The organism is Bacillus sp. HU-1818, from assembly GCF_022695965.1.
Taxonomy (GTDB): domain Bacteria; phylum Bacillota; class Bacilli; order Bacillales; family Bacillaceae; genus Bacillus; species Bacillus atrophaeus.
Genome location: NZ_JAAPBE010000001.1, coordinates 238,442 through 258,950, shown reverse-complemented (window position 1 = coordinate 258,950; position 20,509 = coordinate 238,442). Strand labels below are relative to the sequence as shown.

Genomic DNA, 20,509 nt, shown 5'->3' with positions numbered 1-20,509 from the left:
GTGATTGAATTGAGTATGAGAGCAAACCGTGTCGGTGAGCAGATGAAAAAAGAGCTTGGTGACATTATCAGCCGGAAACTGAAAGATCCGAGAATCGGTTTTCTGACGGTAACGGACGTGCGTGTCACAGGTGATTTGCAAATCGCAAAGGTGTATATCTCCGTTTTGGGAGACGAGAAAAAGCGTGAAGAAGCGCTGAAAGGGCTGGAAAAAGCAAAAGGCTTTATCCGTTCTGAAATCGGCAGCCGAATCAGACTTCGAAAAACGCCTGAGATTGAGTTCGAGTTCGATGAATCGATTGATTACGGCAATCGCATCGAAACTTTGATTCATCAATTGCATTCAGATAAAGACTCTGAATAAACAATAGAAAAGAGGATAGGCGGATGCCCCGTCTGTCCTCTTTTCTGCGTCTGAAGTCAGACGAGAAATGAAAAGAAGGAGCGGAGGCAGATGGTCAACGGAGTTCTGCTTTTACATAAGCCTGTCGGAATGACGTCTCACGATTGTGTGATGAAAGTCCGCAAGCTGTTAAGAACAAAAAAGGTCGGACATACGGGAACACTTGATCCGGAAGTATCTGGCGTGCTTCCTATTTGTGTCGGACGAGCCACTAAAATTGTCGAATATTTAACGGAGAAATCAAAGACATACGATGCGGAAGTTACTCTCGGCGTCTCCACAACAACAGAGGATCAAACAGGAGAAACAGTGGCGGCTAAAGCGGTGGACAAAAGCATAACCGAAGCTGAAGTTACGCGGGTGTTAGACAGCTTAAAGGGCCGGCAAGAGCAAGTCCCTCCTATGTATTCTGCAGTAAAAATAAATGGCAAAAAATTATACGAATACGCAAGAGCCGGAATCGAAGTGGAAAGGCCGAAGCGAAGCATCACGATTGAAAACATCGCGCTTACATCAGCGGTTAAGCATAAAGGAGAAACAGCAAGCTTCAGGTTCACTGTCACATGCTCAAAGGGGACGTATGTCCGCACATTGGCGGTGGCGATAGGTGAAAAGCTTGGTTTCCCGGCTCATATGTCCCACCTGATCCGTACGGCATCCGGAGCTTTTTCGCTTGATGAGTGCTTTACATTTGAAGAGCTTGAAGCACAAGCGGAAGCCGGCACCATAGCCGAGCACACGGTTCCGATTGAACGGGCGCTTAATCATTTGCCGAAATGGGTCATAAGTGATACATTAGCTAAGAAAGTAGAAAATGGGGCTTTACTTGATATACCAGAGCAATTCTCTCAATTGACCTGTGAGGACCGAATAGCTGTCTTTACTGAATCCGGGAATTGTTTGGCCATTTATTTTCCCCATCCTACAAAACAAGGGCTGTTAAAGCCGGCAAAAGTATTAGTGCAAAAAAGCGAACAATAAGAAAAAAGGTGACCGTTCTGTGAAGACGATACATATTACTCATCCCCACAATTTAAAAAAGGAAGAGCAGGCAAAGTCTGTAATGGCATTAGGCTATTTCGACGGCGTGCATCTCGGGCATCAAAAGGTGATCGGTACAGCAAAGGCTATAGCCGAAGAAAAAGGTCTTGCATTAGCAGTCATGACATTTCACCCGCACCCTTCCCACGTATTGGGCAGGGAGAGGGAGCCAAAGGATCTGATTACGCCTTTGGAAGATAAAATCAGCCAGATTGAACAATTAGGCACAGATGTTTTGTATGTCGTCAAGTTTAACGAAGCCTTTGCGTCTCTGACTCCTGAACAATTTGCGGACCAATACATTATAGGTCTTAATGTGCAGCATGCGGTAGCAGGTTTTGACTTTACCTACGGAAAATACGGTAAAGGCACGATGGCGAGCATGCCGCTTGATCTGAACGGTCAGGCTGACTGTACGACGGTGGAAAAATTAACGGAGCAGGATAAAAAAATAAGCTCAAGCTTCATCCGGACGGCTCTTCAAAATGGAGACGTCGAACTAGCGGGAGTGCTGCTCGGACAGCCTTATTTTATTAAAGGAATCATTATTCACGGTGACAAAAGAGGCCGGACGATCGGCTTTCCGACAGCAAATGTCGGGTTGAACAACACCTATATTGTTCCGCCTACAGGGGTATACGCCGTCCAGGCTGAAATAAACGGAGATGTATATCAGGGCGTCTGCAATATCGGGTATAAACCGACATTTTATGAAAAGCGCCCGGAGCAGCCCTCCATCGAAGTTCATTTATTTGATTTTGATCAAGAGGTGTACGGCGCGTCCATCAAAATCAAATGGTATAAGCGAATCAGAAGCGAACGCAAGTTCAGCGGCATAGCAGAATTAACGGAGCAAATTGAAAAAGATAAGCAAGAAGCAATCCGTTTTTTCAGCAAATGCGGAAATAAAATGTAAAACGCGCAAATTTTATTCTAAAAAATTTGCATCTGAGCGTAATTTTTAGTATGATATATTTCGTAGTCTTAAAACCATTGCTTGGCAATCCGAAGTCACCGACGGTTGCTAGGTAACTGGGGCTAAAAATGATTTGGAGGTGAAACAGGATGGCAATTACTCAAGAACGTAAAAATCAACTCATCAGCGAGTTTAAAACGCACGAATCTGATACTGGATCTCCAGAAGTTCAGATCGCTATCCTAACTGATTCAATTAACAACTTGAACGAGCATTTGCGTACTCACAAGAAAGACCACCACTCACGTCGCGGTCTTCTTAAAATGGTAGGTAAGCGTCGTAATCTTCTTACGTATCTACGTAATAAAGACGTAACTCGTTACCGTGAGTTAATTAACAAACTAGGCTTACGTCGATAATCGTAAAAAGCGGGAGGATTCCCGCTTTTTTATCGTATAAAAGCGAAAAATTCTTTATAAAAATCATTGAAATCCTTTTACATACTACTTTGACATTGATATGTTCAATTCATTTCGTTCATAATAGGAGTAATTGATTATTTCACACACAAAGAGAGGAGTTCGTAATCGAATGGGACAAGAGAAACACGTCTTTACCATAGATTGGGCCGGCAGAAAACTGACTGTCGAAACCGGCCAGCTTGCAAAACAGGCAAACGGAGCTGTCATGATCCGCTACGGCGATACCGCAGTTCTCAGCTCAGCAACCGCTTCTAAAGAACCGAAACCGCTTGATTTTTTCCCGCTTACAGTGAACTACGAAGAAAGATTATATGCTGTAGGTAAAATTCCGGGCGGATTTATTAAAAGAGAAGGACGTCCAAGCGAAAAAGCGATTTTGGCAAGCCGCTTGATTGATCGTCCGATCCGGCCTCTGTTTGCTGATGGATTCCGTAACGAAGTTCAGGTCATCAGCATTGTCATGAGCGTTGATCAAGACTGTTCATCAGAAATGGCGGCTATGTTTGGTTCATCCCTTGCGCTTTGTGTATCGGATATCCCGTTTGAAGGGCCGATTGCGGGTGTAACAGTAGGACGCGTCGATAATCAGTTTATCATTAATCCAACTGTTGATCAGCTTGAAAAAAGTGACATTCATCTTGTAGTAGCCGGAACAAAGGACGCCATCAACATGGTGGAAGCGGGAGCGGATGAAGTTCCTGAAGAAACAATGCTTGAAGCGATCATGTTCGGTCATGAGGAAATCAAACGCTTAATTGCTTTCCAAGAAGAGATTGTTGCAGCTGTCGGCAAAGAAAAATCAGAAATTAAGCTTTATGAAATTGATGCGGAGCTAAGTGATAAGGTCAAAGCTTTAGCGGAAGAAGATCTTTTAAAAGCAATCCAGGTTCACGAAAAACATGCCCGTGAAGATGCCATTAACGAAGTGAAAAATACAGTCGTGGCAAAATTTGAAGAAGAAGAGCACGATGACGATATCATCAAGCAGGTTAAGCAGACATTGTCTAAGCTTGTGAAAAATGAAGTGCGCCGCCTGATCACAGAAGAAAAAGTGCGTCCGGACGGCCGCGGAGTGGATCAAATCCGCCCGTTATCTTCAGAAGTCGGCATTCTTTCCAGAACGCATGGCTCCGGCTTGTTTACAAGAGGGCAGACGCAGGCTCTCAGCATTTGTACGTTAGGAGCACTTGGAGACGTTCAAATTCTTGACGGATTAGGCGTTGAAGAATCAAAACGCTTCATGCATCACTACAACTTCCCGCAATTCAGCGTAGGAGAAACAGGGCCTATGCGCGGTCCGGGCCGACGCGAAATCGGGCACGGAGCTCTTGGAGAGCGCGCGCTTGAGCCGGTTATCCCGTCTGAAAAGGATTTCCCGTATACGATCCGCCTTGTATCAGAAGTGCTTGAATCAAACGGTTCTACTTCTCAGGCAAGTATTTGCGCAAGCACGCTTGCAATGATGGATGCCGGGGTTCCGATCAAAGCGCCTGTTGCAGGAATCGCTATGGGTCTGGTCAAATCAGGCGAGTATTACACTGTGCTGACTGATATTCAAGGCATGGAAGACGCGCTTGGAGACATGGACTTCAAGGTGGCGGGAACAGCAAAAGGTGTTACCGCATTGCAAATGGATATTAAAATTGACGGCCTTTCCAGAGAGATTCTCGAAGAAGCGCTTCAGCAGGCGAAAAAGGGAAGAATGGAAATTCTCAGCAGCATGCTGAACACATTGGGTGAAGCAAGAAAAGAACTTTCCCAATATGCGCCTAAGATTCTTACAATGGCAATCAATCCTGATAAAATCCGTGACGTCATTGGACCGAGCGGAAAACAAATCAATAAAATCATCGAAGATACCGGTGTGAAAATTGATATTGAACAAGACGGCACGATCTTTATTTCTTCAACAGATGAAAGCAACAACCAAAAAGCTAAAAAAATCATCGAAGACCTTGTCAGAGAGGTTGAAGTCGGCCAACTTTACTTAGGTAAAGTGAAACGAATTGAAAAATTCGGGGCTTTCGTAGAAATTTTCAGCGGAAAAGACGGTTTGGTGCACATTTCAGAGCTTGCGCTTGAACGTGTAGGCAAAGTTGAAGATGTCGTGAAAATCGGCGATGAGCTCCTTGTGAAAGTCACTGAAATCGATAAACAAGGACGAGTAAATTTGTCTCGCAAAGCAGTGCTTCGCGAGGAAAAAGAAAAAGAAGAACAGAAATCTTAAATGAAAACATAAAAAGGAGCCTGGGAGACCCGGCTTCTTTATTTTGAAGCTGAAAAAAAGCTGCGGGTTCTACCTTGTCCTTCTCCCACATAATGTGAGGTGAGGGGGGATAGAAACATGTACAAAAAGTTCGTGCCGTTTGCTGTTTTTCTATTTCTTTTTTTTGTTTCATTTCAAATGATGGAAAATCCGTACACACTTGATTATATAGGAGCCATGAAAAAGGACGCAGTAACCGTCACAGCTTCTAGAGACCCATTATATGAAGAATTGCTGCAAAAAGCGCCGCAATATGAAGTGAAAGCCCAGAACGCCAGAATCGATAAGATATGGAAAAGTATTCCCGGGTATAATGGCTTGAAGGTTGATATAAAAAAATCATATGAACAAATGAAGAAGAATGGAGAATTTCAGGAAAAAGACCTTGTGTATGAGCAGGTAAAGCCTAAAATTCATCTTGATTCTCTTCAGCCAGCGCCGATTTATAAAGGGCATCCAGATAAACCGATGGTGGCATTTCTGATAAATGTAGCGTGGGGAAATGAATATCTGGAGAAAATGCTTCCGGTTCTTCAGCAGCATCATGTGAAGGCTACGTTCTTTTTAGAAGGCAATTGGGTAAAAAATAATCCTGAGCTTGCCAAAAAAATAGCGAATGAAGGACACGAAATCGGAAATCATTCATACAATCATCCGGATATGAGCAAACTGACTACAGGAAGAATATCTGAGCAGCTCGGCAAGACGAATGAGCAGATTGAAAAAACGCTCGACATCAAGCCGAAATGGTTTGCCCCGCCAAGCGGAAGCTTCAGAAAAGCAGTTGTAGACATTGCAGCAGAAAAAGGAATGGGAACAGTGATGTGGACGGTGGATACCATCGACTGGCAAAAACCGGCGCCGTCAGTTTTACAAACAAGAGTCATCAGCAAGATACATAATGGAGCCATGATATTAATGCATCCGACAGACCCGACGTCGCAAAGCCTTGAAGCATTGATCACAAAGATCAAAGAAAAAGGCTATGCACTCGGCACAGTCACTGAACTAATGGACGAAACGAGGCTGGTGAAGTAACAGCGTCTCAGATAAGTCTGTCTTGGAATAGGAGGAACAAAATTTGATTAAACGTTATACGTGTCAAAATGGTGTAAGAGTAGTGCTTGAAAATAACCCGACAGTGCGCTCGGTTGCGATCGGTGTGTGGATCGGAACGGGATCAAGGCATGAAACGCCGGAGATTAACGGGATCTCCCACTTTTTAGAGCACATGTTCTTTAAAGGAACGAGCACGAGGTCTGCGCGTGATATAGCTGAATCCTTTGATCGCATCGGCGGTCAGGTCAATGCATTTACATCAAAGGAATATACATGCTATTACGCGAAAGTCCTTGATGAGCATGCGAATTATGCTTTGGACGTCTTGGCTGATATGTTCTTCCATTCCTCATTTGATGAAAATGAGCTAAAAAAAGAAAAAAACGTTGTATATGAAGAAATTAAAATGTATGAAGATGCGCCCGACGACATCGTTCATGACCTGTTAAGCAAAGCAACCTATGGAAACCATTCTTTAGGGTACCCGATTCTTGGTACGGAAGAAACGCTTGACTCGTTCAACGGAGACTCACTCAGACAATACATGGATGACTTTTATACGCCTGACCGCGTGGTGATTTCAATCGCCGGAAACGTGACAGACAGCTTCATTAAAGACGTGGAAAAGTGGTTCGGGACTTATGAGGCTAAAGGTGCTGCATCCGGCATGAAACAGCCTGAGTTCCATTACGAAAAGCTTACCAGAAAAAAAGAAACAGAACAGGCTCATCTCTGTCTCGGTTTTAACGGGCTTGAAGTCGGACACCCGGATATTTATAATCTGATCGTGCTGAACAATGTGCTCGGAGGCAGCATGAGCAGCCGGCTCTTTCAGGATGTGCGGGAGGATAAGGGCCTCGCTTATTCAGTATTCAGCTATCACAGTTCTTATGAAGACAGCGGAATGCTGACAATCTATGGCGGAACAGGCGCAAAACAGCTGCAGCTGCTCTCAGAAACCATCCAAGAAACACTTGGAACGCTAAAACGCGATGGTATTACACCGAAAGAACTGGAAAACAGCAAAGAGCAAATGAAGGGAAATCTCATGCTCAGCTTGGAAAGTACAAACAGCAAAATGAGCCGGAACGGGAAAAACGAACTTCTGCTCGGCAAACATAAAACGTTAGATGAAATCATTAATGAATTGAACGAAGTCAATTTAGAAAGCGTCAACGGCCTTGCCCGACGAATGTTTACTGATGATTATGCGTTAGCGCTCATCAGCCCTTCCGGTGACATGCCAACATCATAATCCGTGCTGAAGACCTGCCTCTAATAGGAGGCAGGTCTTTTTTATATCTTTTACACATACATAGTACAAGGGGGTGACAGTGATGCGGCTAAGTGAACTTTCCGGAAAGGAAATCGTTGATATCAAAAGAGCTGAACGTCTCGGAGTGCTAGGGCAGACCGATTTAGAGATTAATGAACAGGACGGACAAATTACAGCGCTCCTTATTCCGACAGTCAAGTGGTTTGGCTTAAGAAAACATGGAAATGATATTCGTGTCCCCTGGAACCACATCCAAAAAATCGGGGCAGATATGATCATTTTAGATGTCCCTGAGGAAATGTCTCCGACCCAAGAGTAGCATCGGCTTCCAAGCCGGTGTTTTTTTATTTGCAAAATCAGTTTTTATATTAAAAAAGCTCATCTTTTAATTCACCGCTATTTCCTTTTGATCATAAGATGGAGGGGAGCTTAACAACAAGAGACCCAGTATATATAAAGAAGGTGAACGTTTAGTATGTTAACCGGATTGACGATTGCGATTATTGGCGGTGACGCAAGGCAGCTTGAAATTATAAGAAAGCTGACAGAACAGCAAGCCAACATATATCTCGTCGGATTTGACCAGTTAGATCATGGTTTTACGGGAGCCGTAAAATGTAAAATTGATGAAATTGCATTTCAGCAAATAGACAGCATCATCCTACCCGTTTCTGCTACAACAGGGGAAGGGGTAGTGGCAACGGTATTTTCAAATGAAGAAGTGGTATTGAAGCAGGAACATTTAGAGCAAACACCGGCACACTGTGTCATTTATTCAGGTATCTCCAACACTTATTTAGAAAAAATTGCAACAGTAGCGAACCGTAAGCTTGTCAAGCTGTTTGAGCGGGATGACATCGCGATATTCAACTCTATTCCAACCGTTGAAGGCACCATCATGATGGCCATTCAGCACACTGATTACACAATACACGGTTCAAGGGTTGCGGTTCTAGGACTTGGCCGCACCGGGATGACGATCGCCCGAACGTTTGCGGCGCTTGGAGCTAAAGTGAAAGTGGGAGCAAGAAGCTCGGCGCATCTGGCCCGCATCTCAGAAATGGGGCTGGCTCCTTTTCAAATAGATGAGCTAACAGAGAATGTGAAAGATATCGACATCTGTATTAATACTGTGCCGAGTATGATTCTTAATCAGGCTGTGCTCTCCCGTATGACACCAAAAACATTGATTCTTGATTTAGCGTCGCGTCCAGGCGGAACAGATTTTAAATATGCCGAAAAACAGGGGATTAAAGCATTGCTTGCTCCCGGGCTTCCCGGAATCGTGGCGCCCAAAACAGCCGGACAGATCCTCGCAAATGTCCTGAGTAAGCTTCTATCAGAATTACAAGTGGGGGAGGAGAAATAGCCATGTCTCTTAAAGGGAAACGGATCGGTTTTGGATTAACTGGGTCTCATTGCACATATGAAGCGGTATTTCCGCAAATTGAGGCGCTTGTCAAGGAAGGCGCTGAAGTTCGGCCGATCGTTACTTTTACAGTGAAATCGACGGATACCCGATTTGGCGAAGGCGCTGAGTGGATCAAAAAGATTGAAGAGCTGACAGGATATGAGGCAATTGATTCAATCGTAAAAGCAGAACCACTCGGACCGAAGCTGCCGCTTGACTGCATGATCATTGCCCCTTTAACGGGAAATTCAATGAGCAAACTGGCAAACGCAATGACCGACAGTCCCGTTTTAATGGCGGCCAAAGCAACGATCAGAAACAACAGGCCGGTGGTTCTTGGCATCTCAACAAATGATGCTCTGGGACTGAACGGCACAAATTTAATGAGACTGATGTCCACTAAAAATATCTTCTTTATCCCCTTTGGCCAAGATGATCCTTACAAAAAACCGAATTCAATGGTCGCTAAAATGGAGCTGCTTCCGCAAACCGTTGAAAAGGCTCTTTCGCATCAGCAGCTTCAGCCAATTCTTGTCGAGAATTATCAGAGAAATGACTAAATTTACAGAAAATCTTACCGAAACTAAAAAATTAGGTCATCCCGTGACTATTCTATGGTAAAATAAAACGTAAAATGCAAAGTCAAATCAATTGTTGATGCTGATTGGCGGAAGGAGTTTTACAGATGGGAAGAGGATTGCACGTAGCTGTTGTCGGAGCGACCGGAGCCGTAGGACAACAAATGCTGAAAACATTAGAAGACAGAAACTTTGAAATGGACACACTTACACTATTATCCTCAAAACGCTCTGCGGGTACAAAAGTAACGTTTAAAGGCGAAGAATATACCGTACAGGAAGCGGTTCCAGAGAGCTTTGAAGGAGTCAATATCGCTTTGTTCAGCGCCGGCGGCAGCGTATCACAGGCATTGGCGCCAGAAGCTGTAAAACGCGGCGCGATTGTGATTGATAATACGAGTGCGTTCCGTATGGATGAAAATACACCGCTTGTCGTGCCGGAAGTAAACGAGGCGGACTTGCATGAACACAATGGAATTATTGCCAACCCTAACTGTTCGACTATCCAAATGGTGGCTGCCTTAGAACCGATCCGCAAAGCATACGGACTGAACAAAGTCATCGTGTCAACCTATCAGGCGGTTTCAGGAGCAGGCAATGAAGCGGCGAAAGAATTATACAGCCAAACACAGGCGATTTTGAACAAAAAAGAGATTGAACCTGCAATCATGCCTGTCAAAGGCGATCAAAAACATTACCAAATCGCCTTTAATGCTATTCCTCAAATAGATAAATTCCAGGATAACGGGTATACATTTGAGGAAATGAAAATGATAAATGAAACAAAAAAAATCATGCACATGCCAAAGCTTGAAGTTGCGGCTACCTGCGTGAGGCTTCCGATAGAAACCGGCCATTCCGAATCAGTTTATATTGAAGTGGATCGTGACGATGCAACGGTTGAAGAGATTAAAAATCTTCTAAAAGAAGCACCGGGAGTTACCCTTCAAGATGATCCTAATGAACAGCTTTATCCGATGCCTGCTGAGGCTGTGGGCAAACGTGATGTGTTCGTTGGGCGCATCCGTAAAGATTTGGACAGAGCAAACGGTTTTCATTTGTGGGTTGTTTCTGATAACCTATTAAAAGGTGCCGCATGGAATTCTGTTCAAATTGCGGAAAGCCTTAAAAAACTAAACCTTGTATAAATATAAGAAAGTATTTCCTAAAGACGAATAGAAGAGAGTAAGGCACTAACAGCCTGCTCTCTTCTGTTACGTCCGAATAATTTGGAGTGAAAATAGTGAAAATCATTGTTCAAAAGTTCGGCGGAACATCTGTAAAGGATGACAAAGGCCGTAAATTAGCTTTAGGGCATATAAAACAAGCAATCAGTGAAGGATATAAAGTCGTCGTTGTCGTGTCCGCGATGGGCAGAAAAGGAGATCCGTATGCTACGGATTCTTTACTCGGACTTCTTTACGGAGACCAGTCAGCGATTTCTCCAAGAGAGCAGGATTTATTGCTGTCTTGCGGAGAAACGATTTCTTCGGTCGTTTTTACCAGCATGCTGCTTGAAAACGGTGTAAAAGCTGCTGCGTTAACAGGTGCTCAGGCTGGTTTCTTAACGAATGGCCAGCACACCGATGCGAAAATTCTTGAAATGAAACCAGAACGGTTATTCAGCGTACTGGCAAATCATGAGGCAGTGGTTGTCGCTGGTTTCCAAGGAGCTACGGAAAAAGGAGATACCACCACGATCGGCAGAGGAGGCAGCGATACGTCGGCGGCCGCACTCGGTGCCGCGGCAGATGCGGAATACATTGATATCTTTACAGATGTCGAAGGCGTGATGACGGCTGATCCGAGAATCGTGGAGAATGCGAAGCCGCTTCCGGTTATAACGTATACCGAAATCTGCAATCTCGCATACCAAGGCGCTAAAGTTATTCACCCGAGGGCTGTCGAAATTGCGATGCAGGCCAAAGTTCCGATGCGGGTCCGTTCCACATATTCTAAAGATAAGGGGACTCTGGTCACATCCCATCATTCAGCTAATATCGGAAGTGACAGGTTTGAGCGTTTGATTACGGGCATCGCCCATGTCAAAGATGTGACACAGTTTAAAGTGCCGGCCAAGGCGGGCCAATATAATGTCCAGACCGAAGTTTTTAAAGCCATGGCCAATGCGGGCATCAGTGTAGATTTCTTTAATATTACGCCTAGTGAGATCGTGTATACGGTGTCTGGAAACAAGACTGAGACGGCGCGCGGCATTCTGAAGGAATTGGGCTATGAACCGACGGTTACCCGGAACTGTGCAAAGGTGTCTGCCGTCGGAGCGGGCATTATGGGTGTGCCGGGCGTCACATCAAAAATTGTTTCAGCCCTTTCTGACAAAGGAATTCCTATCCTGCAATCGGCTGACAGTCACACCACGATATGGGTGCTTGTCCACGAAAAGGATATGGTGACTGCTGTAAACGCACTGCATGAAGTGTTTGAACTTTCCAAGTAAATGTGATTGAATCATGATGAGGTGAAAAAAATGAATTTCGGAAACATTGCTACAGCTATGATTACACCCTTTGACAATAAAGGGAATGTGGACTTCCAAAAGCTGTCTACACTAATTGATTATCTATTGAAAAATGGCACAGATTCATTGGTGGTAGCGGGTACAACAGGAGAGTCGCCTACACTATCAACAGAAGAAAAAATAGCGCTTTTTGAATATACGGTAAAAGAAGTTAATGGCCGGGTTCCTGTTATTGCGGGGACGGGAAGCAACAACACGAAAGACTCCATTAAACTGACAAAAAAAGCGGAGGAAACGGGCGTTGATGCCATAATGCTCGTTGCTCCTTATTATAATAAACCTTCCCAAGAAGGCATGTATGAGCATTTTAAAGCCATTGCTGAAGAAACATCTCTTCCGGTCATGCTGTACAATGTGCCGGGCCGGACAGTTGCTTCAATTTCTCCTGAAACAACAATTCGTTTAGCGGAAATTCCGAATGTTGTCGCCATTAAAGAAGCGAGCGGAGATCTTGACGCGATTACGAAAATCGTTGCGGAAACACCTGAAGATTTCTTCGTTTATTCAGGTGACGACGGCTTGACTCTTCCGATTCTGTCAGTCGGCGGAAGAGGGATCGTTTCTGTAGCCAGCCATATTATCGGCTCTGATATGCAACAGATGATCAAAAATTATACAAACGGGCAAACAGCAAACGCGGCGCTTATACACCAGAAATTGCTGCCGATTATGAAAGAGCTGTTTAAAGCGCCTAATCCGGCTCCTGTCAAAACCGCTCTTCAGCTAAAGGGCCTTGATGTCGGGTCTGTGCGTCTTCCTCTTATCCCGCTGAATGAAGATGAGCGCCTCAGCTTAAGCAGCGCCATCAGCGAACTGTAAGAAAAATTTCATACAGTGAACTTATGCGGTCATTCTCATAATCACTTGAGTTTGACCGTTTCTTATACATATTGGTTTTCCCTAAACCTTCTGCTTCATCTTGTTTTCTAAATTTAAATTCAGGTATAATAGGAACAAGTGATGATGGACGGGTATGAGACTAGGAGGATATAGATTTTGAAAAAGAAAAATACAGAAAACGTTAGAATTATCGCCCTTGGAGGCGTTGGAGAAATTGGGAAGAACCTGTATGTCATTGAAATAGACTCAGACATATTTGTCGTAGATGCGGGGCTTATGCATCCTGAAAATGAAATGCTCGGAATCGATGTCGTGATTCCTGACATTTCTTATTTGATTGAGCGCGCAGACCGTGTTAAGGCTATCTTTCTAACTCACGGCCATGATGAGAACATCGGAGGCGTCTTTTATTTACTAAACAAGTTATCGGTTCCTGTTTACGGAACGAAACTGACACTTGCACTGCTGCGTGAAAAATTAAAGCAGTACGGACACAACCGCAAGTCGGATTTAAGAGAAATTCACTCAAAATCTGTCATTACATTTGAATCAACTAAAGTTTCGTTCTTTAAAACAAATCACAGCATTCCTGATTCTGTCGGAGTCAGCTTAAAAACATCACTTGGATCTATTGTATGCACCGGCGACTTTAAATTTGACCAAACACCCGCACTTAATCAATCTTGTGACATCGGCGAAATCGCCAAAATCGGCAACAGCGGCGTACTAGCTTTGCTTTCAGACAGTGCAAATGCTGAACGCCCCGGTTATACACCATCCGAGGCTTCTGTCAGCGGAGAGATTTCCGATGCAATGTATAATTCGGAAAACCGCGTCATTGTCGCCGTATTCGCATCCAATATCAACCGAATCCAGCAGGTGATTCAAGCTGCAGCGCAAAATGGCAGAAAAATTGCCGTAGCCGGAAAAAATCTTCAATCTGTTCTTCAACTGGCCAGAAAGCTCGGTTATGTTGAAGCAGATGATGAACTATTTATCCCTGTGCAGGATGTAAAAAAATATTCAAAGCGCGAAGTGGCGATTGTAACAGCAGGCAGCCACGGTGAACCGCTAGCTGCCCTTACAAGAATGGCAAAGCAGGCGCACAAGCAGCTGAATATTGAAGAGGGAGACACAGTTGTTATAGCCTCTACTCCGATTCCGGGGCACGAATTAATTTATTCAAAAACCGTTGACCTTCTTGCCAGATCAGGAGCACAGGTTATCTTTGCCCAAAAGCGTGTGCATGTATCAGGACACGGGTCACAGGAAGAATTAAAGCTTATGATCAACCTGTTAAAGCCGAAGTATTTAATTCCTGTAAACGGTGAATTCAGAATGCAAAAGGCACATTCTAAAATCGCGGAAGAAATCGGTATGAAGCGAAGTGATATTTTCTTGATAGAAAAAGGAGATGTCGTTGAGTTCCGCGGTCAAAATGTTAAAATAGGGGACAAGGTTCCTTACGGGAATATTTTAATCGACGGACTTGGCGTCGGTGATATCGGCAATATCGTCTTAAGAGACCGGCGCTTGCTTTCTCAAGACGGAATCTTAATCGTGGTGATTACGCTGGATAAACAAAAGAAACATCTTGTATCCGGTCCGGAAATCATCACAAGAGGTTTTGTCTATGTAAGAGAGTCTGAAGGGCTGATTATACAGGCGACTGAACTCGTCCGCTCAATTGTAACAGAGGCGACTGAAACATCCGTCGTTGAATGGTCGACGCTTAAGCAAGCCATGCGTGACGCATTGAATCAATTCCTTTATGAAAAAACAAAACGTAAACCGATGATTATTCCTATTATTATGGAAGTGTAAGTTCATACGGTAAAAGGCTGGAGCTCTCCAAAAGAGCTTCAGCCTTTTCTTTGTGTGAAGGAGTTTTTCATAAGAAAAGCCGGGATTGAAATAAGACTCTTTGTTCATAATACAAAGAGAAACTCGGAAAGGGTGAAAGCGAAATGGACGAACGTATGGAAAAAAATGAAGAACAGCAGCCCGAAAAAACAGACGGGAAAGACAGTATCATGAGTAAAATTCAGCAGCTGGGGGAAACCGCTCTCCCTCAGATGCCGCAAGATACAAATATTCATTGTCTGACGATTATCGGACAAATAGAAGGCCACGTTCAGCTGCCTCCGCAAAACAAAACAACAAAATACGAGCATGTTATCCCGCAAATCGTTGCAATTGAGCAAAACCCAAAGATAGAAGGATTGCTGATTATCTTAAATACAGTCGGCGGTGATGTGGAAGCGGGGCTTGCGATAGCTGAAATGCTGGCATCCTTGTCAAAACCGACTGTTTCCATCGTACTTGGCGGCGGCCATTCCATCGGTGTGCCGATTGCAGTTTCATGCGATTACAGTTATATTGCGGAAACAGCGACGATGACGATCCATCCGGTGCGGTTGACTGGGCTTGTAATCGGTGTGCCGCAAACCTTTGAATACTTGGATAAGATGCAGGATAGAGTTGTCAAATTTGTCACGAGCCATTCCAATGTGACAGAAGAGAAGTTTAAAGAGCTAATGTTCTCAAAAGGAAATCTGACAAGGGATATCGGAACCAATGTGGTCGGAAAAGACGCTGCTGATTACGGATTGATTGATGATGTCGGCGGAGTCGGCCAAGCCATCAGGAAACTAAACCAGCTCATTGAAGAAGCGAAAGGCGAGGAAGGAAGGATTATTCAATGATTCTTTACACAGTCATGCCGCAGGAAATTGTCTATGCGGACCAAAACCAGCAAGCAGGGGCCCATGAACAGGTCGAATATGCAGGCGTGCCGATCCTTGTTGAGATGAAAGGCCAGGAAGCGGAAGTCGTACAAATTTTAAGCACAAACCCGATGCATTTTTTAAATCAGGATATTGCCCCGGGCCAAAAGCTTAAGTTGAACTTAAACGGGAATCCTCCCGTTTCTTAAGGGCAAAATATGCTATAATAGGGGAATCCTACAGAAAAGACGCAGCCAGCAAAAGGCTGCTTTCTTCATTATGTATGGTCTTACATTTTTTAACGCAGTAAGGTGATGAGTGTGGCAAAGAAAAAACGAAAATCGAGAAAAAAACAAGCAAAGCAGCTCAATCTAAAATACGAACTCAACGGCTTACTATGTATAGCGATTTCCATCATCGCCATTTTACAGCTTGGCGTCGTCGGTCAGACATTTATCTATCTATTTCGCTTTTTTGCAGGCGAATGGTTTATATTATGCTTGCTGGCCTTATTTACGTTAGGAGTCTCATTATTTTGGAAGAAAAAAACGCCGAGCCTTTTAACACGCAGAAAAGCCGGATTATACTGCATTATTGCGAGTATTTTGCTGCTTTCCCACGTGCAGCTGTTTAAAAACCTCTCTCACAAGGGGTCTATCCAATCAGCAAGCGTCATTCGGAATACATGGGAACTATTTTTAATGGACATGAACGGAAGCTCAGCCTCCCCGGATTTAGGCGGGGGAATGATAGGCGCACTGCTGTTTGCGGCATCGCACTTTTTGTTTGCTTCAACAGGCTCGCAGATTATGGCGATCGTGATCATTTTGATGGGAATGATTTTGATTACAGGACGCTCGCTGCAAGAAACACTGAAAAAATGGATGGGCCCAATCGGGCGATTTATCAGAGAACAGTGGGCAGCGTTTATTGACGATATGAAATCAGTGAAAACGAATATGAAATCATCAAAGGCAAAAACAAAATCGGGCAAAAAGCAAAAGCCGGTCCAAAAGAAGCGCCGGGAAGAGCCTGAGATTGAAGAAGAGGAAGACGATGAGATGATATCGCCGCTCATACACTCCGAGCCAATTATCTCAAGTTTTTCTGATCGCGATGCAGACGATAATCCTTCCGTGATGCAGAAGAAACAAAGTGAAACGGTTCAGGAGCCGGCTGAAGAGCAAACGGATGCCGGCGAAACGGTATCTGCTCCGCCGATGACGTTTACAGAGCTTGAAAATAAAGACTACCAAATGCCGTCACTAGACTTATTGGCTGATCCGATGCATACCGGCCAGCAGACGGACAAGAAAAACATTTACGAAAATGCGAGAAAACTGGAGCGCACGTTCCAAAGCTTCGGCGTCAAAGCGAAAGTAACGCAGGTGCATCTCGGACCTGCCGTGACAAAATATGAAGTGTACCCTGATGTGGGCGTTAAGGTAAGTAAAATTGTCAATCTCAGTGATGATTTAGCACTGGCGCTCGCCGCTAAAGATATTCGGATCGAAGCGCCGATTCCTGGCAAATCGGCAATTGGAATTGAAGTTCCTAACGCGGAAGTCGCCATGGTTTCGTTAAAAGAAGTGCTTGAATCCAAACTGAATGACAGACCGGATGCCAAACTGTTGATTGGATTAGGCCGCAACATTTCAGGTGAAGCTGTGCTTGCGGAATTGAACAAAATGCCCCATTTGCTTGTAGCGGGAGCAACCGGAAGCGGTAAAAGTGTCTGCGTAAACGGAATTATTACAAGCATCCTTATGAGGGCAAAGCCGCATGAAGTGAAGATGATGATGATTGATCCGAAGATGGTCGAACTGAATGTATATAACGGCATTCCTCATTTGCTCGCGCCGGTCGTGACTGATCCGAAAAAAGCGTCCCAAGCTTTAAAAAAAGTTGTGAACGAAATGGAACGGCGGTATGAGCTCTTTTCTCATACAGGCACAAGGAATATTGAAGGTTACAACGATCATATTAAACGATCCAACGCAGAAGATGAGGTTAAACAGCCGGAATTGCCTTATATCGTGGTCATTGTGGACGAGCTTGCAGACTTAATGATGGTTGCTTCTTCTGACGTTGAGGATTCGATTACGAGACTGTCACAAATGGCGCGGGCTGCAGGAATTCACTTGATTATCGCCACCCAGCGCCCGTCCGTTGATGTCATCACAGGTGTTATTAAAGCGAATATTCCGTCGCGTATTGCTTTCAGCGTGTCCTCTCAAACAGATTCAAGGACAATTCTTGACATGGGGGGAGCGGAAAAATTGCTCGGGCGCGGAGACATGCTGTTTTTGCCTGTAGGCGCCAATAAACCTGTCCGGGTGCAGGGAGCGTTTTTATCAGATGATGAAGTCGAACATATTGTCGATCACGTCATCACTCAACAAAAAGCCCAATATCAAGAAGAAATGATTCCTGAGGAAATAACGGAAACACATAGTGAAGTATCAGATGATCTGTATGATGAAGCCGTTGAATTAATTGTCGGTATGCAGACTGCTTCTGTGTCAATGCTGCAAAGACGGTTCAGAATCGGCTATACGAGAGCGGCAAGGCTGATTGACGCAATGGAAGACCGCGGCGTAGTCGGTCCTTATGAAGGCAGTAAGCCGAGGGAAGTCCTGTTGTCAAAAGAAAAACATGACGAGCTCTCTTCTTAACGGGAGAGGCTCTGGTTTTAGTAATATTATTATGACTAATTGCAAATGTTTATTTTTTCGGCAAAACATGATATAGTTGTCCCAATTGTTCAATAATTTTAGCGAAAGTGGTTTAACGGAGGGGAAACATGTCTACAAAAGCTGACAATCGGCACTTATATTTAAAAGTGATTGAGCGAATAAAAGAAGATATTAGAAATGGAATTTACACCGAAAAAGAAAAGCTCCCTTCTGAATTCGAGCTTTCAAAGATCCTGGGTGTCAGCCGGGCAACTCTGCGTGAAGCTTTACGCATATTAGAAGAAGAACATGTGATTATCAGAAGACACGGGGTAGGGACTTTTGTCCATACCAAGCCGCTCTTTCTTACGGGAATAGAACAGCTGAACAGTGTAACCAAAATGATTAAACAGGCTAATATGATTCCAGGCACGATTTTTCTCTCTTCCCAGGTGATTATGCCCTCTGAAGAAGATATAAACCGGTTTCGACTGGAACATGACCAAGAACTTTTTTACCTCGAAAGAGTCAGGACAGCAAGCGGTCAGCCTATCGTCTACTGCTTGGATAAAATACCTATGGACATTTTGCCGGATTCCTTTTCACATCAGCAAGAATCTTTGTTTGATTTACTTGAAAAGCATACCGGCTCCGTTATCAGCTACGCGGCGACCGATATTGAGCCGATCGGCTATCACGATACCATATCACCTGTGCTGGAATGTGAACCGGAAACGGCACTCCTCTTATTAAAGCAAACGCACTATGACCAAAATGACAAACCGGTTCTGCATTCATTAAATTACTTCAGAGCGGATAAGTTCAGCTTTCATGTGTTAAGAAAACGATTTTAAAAACAGACGCCTTACTAAAAAAAGCGTCTGTTTTTTTATTTTCGTTTATCCAGCTTTCTGTGTACATACTTTCACCGTCATTAAGACAACATATAAAGGATGACAAGAAAGATTAGTGAATGGGTGAAAAACGTTGAAGGAAAAAAATGGAATGAAGAACATCATTGCTTTATCGTCCGTGCCGCTGGTCATGACGCTTGGGAACTCAATGCTGATTCCAGTGCTTCCCATGATTGAAAAAAAGCTGTCTATCACGTCTTTTCAAGTGTCACTGATTATCACTGTTTATTCTATAGTAGCCATTATTTGTATCCCGTTTGCAGGATATTTGTCAGATCGGTTTGGCAGGAAGAAAGTTTTGCTGCCGTGTCTGCTCATAGCGGGAGCGGGAGGAGCGGTAGCCGCCTTTGCCTCTACAAGCTTTAAGGACCCTTATCTCATGATATTAGCGGGCCGTGTGCTCCAAGGAATAGGGTCGGCCGGCGCTGCTCCTGTAGTCATGCCGTTTATCGGAGATTTATTTAAGGGCGATGATGAAAAGGTCAGTGCCGGTCTCGGCGACATTGAAACATCAAACACGGCGGGCAAGGTGCTGAGTCCGATCCTTGGGGCTCTGCTGGCGTCTTGGTATTGGTTTATGCCGTTTTGGTTCATTCCGTTTTTTTGTTTAATCAGCTTTTTTCTTGTGTTGTTTCTGGTTGATAAACCAAAAGACGATGAAGAAGATGCACCTACAATTACTGAATTTGTAAAAAACGTAAAAAAAATCTTTAAAGAAGACGGACGCTGGCTTTATACTGTTTTTGTGATTGGCTGTGTCATTATGTTTTTATTGTTTGGTGTTCTTTTTTACCTATCTGAAACACTCGAAAGCAAATATTCGATTGACGGCGTGGCGAAAGGTTTATTATTGGCCATACCACTTTTATTTCTTTCTCTTAGTTCCTTTGTCGCTGGTAAAAAAATAGGCAAACACCAAAAAAGAATGAAATTTTGTGTGGTGGCAGGCATGAGCTTGATGACCCTTTCGTTTATCGGCTTGTGGTGGAACCACAGTTTTTATTTACTGTTTATATTTCTGAGCGTAGGGGGAATTGGAACGGGAATGTCGCTTCCTGCCCTTGATGCAATGATTACAGAAGGCATAGAAAACGAAGAGTGCGGGACAATCAGCTCATTTTACAATAGTATGCGTTTTATCGGCGTGGCGCTTGGACCGCCTATATTCGCTGCTCTCATGTCAAACGCAGCCTGGCTCATCTTTATTCTATCTGCTTTCTTCAGCCTTGTTTCCCTGTTTCTCGTGCTGTTTAATATTGATTCGAAAGAAAGCGAAGAGGAAGATTCTCTGCGGACGGTGTAACACACCGCCGCTTTTTTTGCATGCTGGGATTTTTGAATATTATTTACACTTTCTTTATTGGTAGTTATGCTGTTTAATAGT

Annotated in this window: 19 protein-coding genes; all 19 read left to right on the top strand. The window is 44.0% G+C overall.

Annotated elements, in window-relative coordinates; genetic code table 11:
* Positions 1-9: 9 nt before the first annotated feature.
* The 19 genes from rbfA to bcbE all read left to right on the top strand — a co-directional run bounded on the left by rbfA (position 10) and on the right by bcbE (position 20,428).
* Positions 10-363, top strand: coding sequence for a 30S ribosome-binding factor RbfA (gene rbfA, locus GXP75_RS01040; protein WP_003328895.1), 354 nt, complete (start codon positions 10-12; stop codon positions 361-363).
* A 90-nt stretch (positions 364-453) separates the two neighbouring features.
* Positions 454-1,383: a tRNA pseudouridine(55) synthase TruB gene (gene truB, locus GXP75_RS01035; protein WP_242555977.1), complete on the top strand. Its 930-nt coding sequence runs from the start codon at positions 454-456 to the stop codon at positions 1,381-1,383.
* A 19-nt stretch (positions 1,384-1,402) separates the two neighbouring features.
* Positions 1,403-2,359 carry a bifunctional riboflavin kinase/FAD synthetase gene (gene ribF / locus GXP75_RS01030; RefSeq protein ID WP_242555976.1) on the top strand — a complete coding sequence of 319 codons (957 nt, stop codon included), beginning with the start codon at positions 1,403-1,405 and terminating at the stop codon, positions 2,357-2,359.
* Between the two features lie 149 nt (positions 2,360-2,508).
* A complete protein-coding gene (rpsO, locus tag GXP75_RS01025; RefSeq protein WP_003154182.1) occupies positions 2,509-2,778 on the top strand; it encodes a 30S ribosomal protein S15 in 270 nt (89 codons plus the stop codon).
* A gap of 172 nt (positions 2,779-2,950) precedes the next feature.
* On the top strand, positions 2,951-5,068 hold the full coding sequence (pnp, locus tag GXP75_RS01020; RefSeq protein ID WP_003328892.1) for a polyribonucleotide nucleotidyltransferase: 2,118 nt from the start codon (positions 2,951-2,953) through the stop codon (positions 5,066-5,068).
* Positions 5,069-5,185: 117 nt separating this feature from the next.
* Positions 5,186-6,145 (top strand): polysaccharide deacetylase family protein, encoded by a 960-nt coding sequence (locus tag GXP75_RS01015; RefSeq protein ID WP_214914537.1) that lies wholly within the window; start codon positions 5,186-5,188, stop codon positions 6,143-6,145.
* A gap of 43 nt (positions 6,146-6,188) precedes the next feature.
* Entirely contained in the window at positions 6,189-7,421 is a 1,233-nt protein-coding gene (locus tag GXP75_RS01010; RefSeq protein ID WP_061571590.1) for a M16 family metallopeptidase, read from the top strand.
* A gap of 82 nt (positions 7,422-7,503) precedes the next feature.
* Complete coding sequence (locus tag GXP75_RS01005; protein WP_061571591.1) at positions 7,504-7,761, top strand: YlmC/YmxH family sporulation protein; 258 nt, start codon at positions 7,504-7,506, stop codon at positions 7,759-7,761.
* Between the two features lie 156 nt (positions 7,762-7,917).
* Positions 7,918-8,811 carry a dipicolinic acid synthetase subunit A gene (dpaA, locus tag GXP75_RS01000; RefSeq protein WP_242555975.1) on the top strand — a complete coding sequence of 298 codons (894 nt, stop codon included), beginning with the start codon at positions 7,918-7,920 and terminating at the stop codon, positions 8,809-8,811.
* Between the two features lie 2 nt (positions 8,812-8,813).
* Complete coding sequence (gene dpaB / locus GXP75_RS00995) at positions 8,814-9,413, top strand: dipicolinate synthase subunit B (protein WP_214914532.1); 600 nt, start codon at positions 8,814-8,816, stop codon at positions 9,411-9,413.
* A gap of 125 nt (positions 9,414-9,538) precedes the next feature.
* Complete coding sequence (asd, locus tag GXP75_RS00990; protein ID WP_214914529.1) at positions 9,539-10,579, top strand: aspartate-semialdehyde dehydrogenase; 1,041 nt, start codon at positions 9,539-9,541, stop codon at positions 10,577-10,579.
* Between the two features lie 95 nt (positions 10,580-10,674).
* Positions 10,675-11,889: an aspartate kinase gene (gene dapG / locus GXP75_RS00985; protein WP_106044990.1), complete on the top strand. Its 1,215-nt coding sequence runs from the start codon at positions 10,675-10,677 to the stop codon at positions 11,887-11,889.
* 30 nt (positions 11,890-11,919) lie between these two features.
* Positions 11,920-12,789: a 4-hydroxy-tetrahydrodipicolinate synthase gene (gene dapA, locus GXP75_RS00980; RefSeq protein WP_242555974.1), complete on the top strand. Its 870-nt coding sequence runs from the start codon at positions 11,920-11,922 to the stop codon at positions 12,787-12,789.
* Between the two features lie 177 nt (positions 12,790-12,966).
* A complete protein-coding gene (rnjB, locus tag GXP75_RS00975; RefSeq protein WP_242555973.1) occupies positions 12,967-14,634 on the top strand; it encodes a ribonuclease J2 in 1,668 nt (555 codons plus the stop codon).
* A 143-nt stretch (positions 14,635-14,777) separates the two neighbouring features.
* The gene (locus tag GXP75_RS00970) at positions 14,778-15,515 is read left to right on the top strand and encodes a ClpP family protease (protein WP_010788642.1); all 738 of its coding nucleotides are present in this window, start codon (positions 14,778-14,780) and stop codon (positions 15,513-15,515) included.
* Positions 15,512-15,745, top strand: a complete 234-nt coding sequence (locus GXP75_RS00965) for a YlzJ-like family protein (protein ID WP_003328881.1) — start codon at positions 15,512-15,514, stop codon at positions 15,743-15,745. Before GXP75_RS00970 ends, GXP75_RS00965 begins: the two co-directional genes overlap by 4 nt.
* Positions 15,746-15,856: 111 nt before the next feature.
* The gene (locus GXP75_RS00960; protein WP_242555972.1) at positions 15,857-18,211 is read left to right on the top strand and encodes an FtsK/SpoIIIE family DNA translocase; all 2,355 of its coding nucleotides are present in this window, start codon (positions 15,857-15,859) and stop codon (positions 18,209-18,211) included.
* A gap of 128 nt (positions 18,212-18,339) precedes the next feature.
* A complete protein-coding gene (locus tag GXP75_RS00955) occupies positions 18,340-19,065 on the top strand; it encodes a GntR family transcriptional regulator (protein ID WP_094232037.1) in 726 nt (241 codons plus the stop codon).
* 151 nt (positions 19,066-19,216) lie between these two features.
* Positions 19,217-20,428, top strand: coding sequence for a bacillibactin exporter BcbE (gene bcbE, locus GXP75_RS00950; RefSeq protein ID WP_242555971.1), 1,212 nt, complete (start codon positions 19,217-19,219; stop codon positions 20,426-20,428).
* Positions 20,429-20,509: the final 81 nt, after the last annotated feature.

Coding starts and splice junctions, on each gene's coding strand:
- GXP75_RS01015 (WP_214914537.1), top strand. CDS start 5,186: ATGTACAAAAAGTTCGTGCCGTTTGCTGTTTTTCTATTTCTTTTTTTT.
- dpaA (WP_242555975.1), top strand. CDS start 7,918: ATGTTAACCGGATTGACGATTGCGATTATTGGCGGTGACGCAAGGCAG.
- GXP75_RS00965 (WP_003328881.1), top strand. CDS start 15,512: ATGATTCTTTACACAGTCATGCCGCAGGAAATTGTCTATGCGGACCAA.
- truB (WP_242555977.1), top strand. CDS start 454: ATGGTCAACGGAGTTCTGCTTTTACATAAGCCTGTCGGAATGACGTCT.
- GXP75_RS01005 (WP_061571591.1), top strand. CDS start 7,504: ATGCGGCTAAGTGAACTTTCCGGAAAGGAAATCGTTGATATCAAAAGA.
- asd (WP_214914529.1), top strand. CDS start 9,539: ATGGGAAGAGGATTGCACGTAGCTGTTGTCGGAGCGACCGGAGCCGTA.
- dapA (WP_242555974.1), top strand. CDS start 11,920: ATGAATTTCGGAAACATTGCTACAGCTATGATTACACCCTTTGACAAT.
- GXP75_RS00970 (WP_010788642.1), top strand. CDS start 14,778: ATGGACGAACGTATGGAAAAAAATGAAGAACAGCAGCCCGAAAAAACA.
- rpsO (WP_003154182.1), top strand. CDS start 2,509: ATGGCAATTACTCAAGAACGTAAAAATCAACTCATCAGCGAGTTTAAA.
- pnp (WP_003328892.1), top strand. CDS start 2,951: ATGGGACAAGAGAAACACGTCTTTACCATAGATTGGGCCGGCAGAAAA.
- GXP75_RS00955 (WP_094232037.1), top strand. CDS start 18,340: ATGTCTACAAAAGCTGACAATCGGCACTTATATTTAAAAGTGATTGAG.
- dpaB (WP_214914532.1), top strand. CDS start 8,814: ATGTCTCTTAAAGGGAAACGGATCGGTTTTGGATTAACTGGGTCTCAT.
- bcbE (WP_242555971.1), top strand. CDS start 19,217: ATGAAGAACATCATTGCTTTATCGTCCGTGCCGCTGGTCATGACGCTT.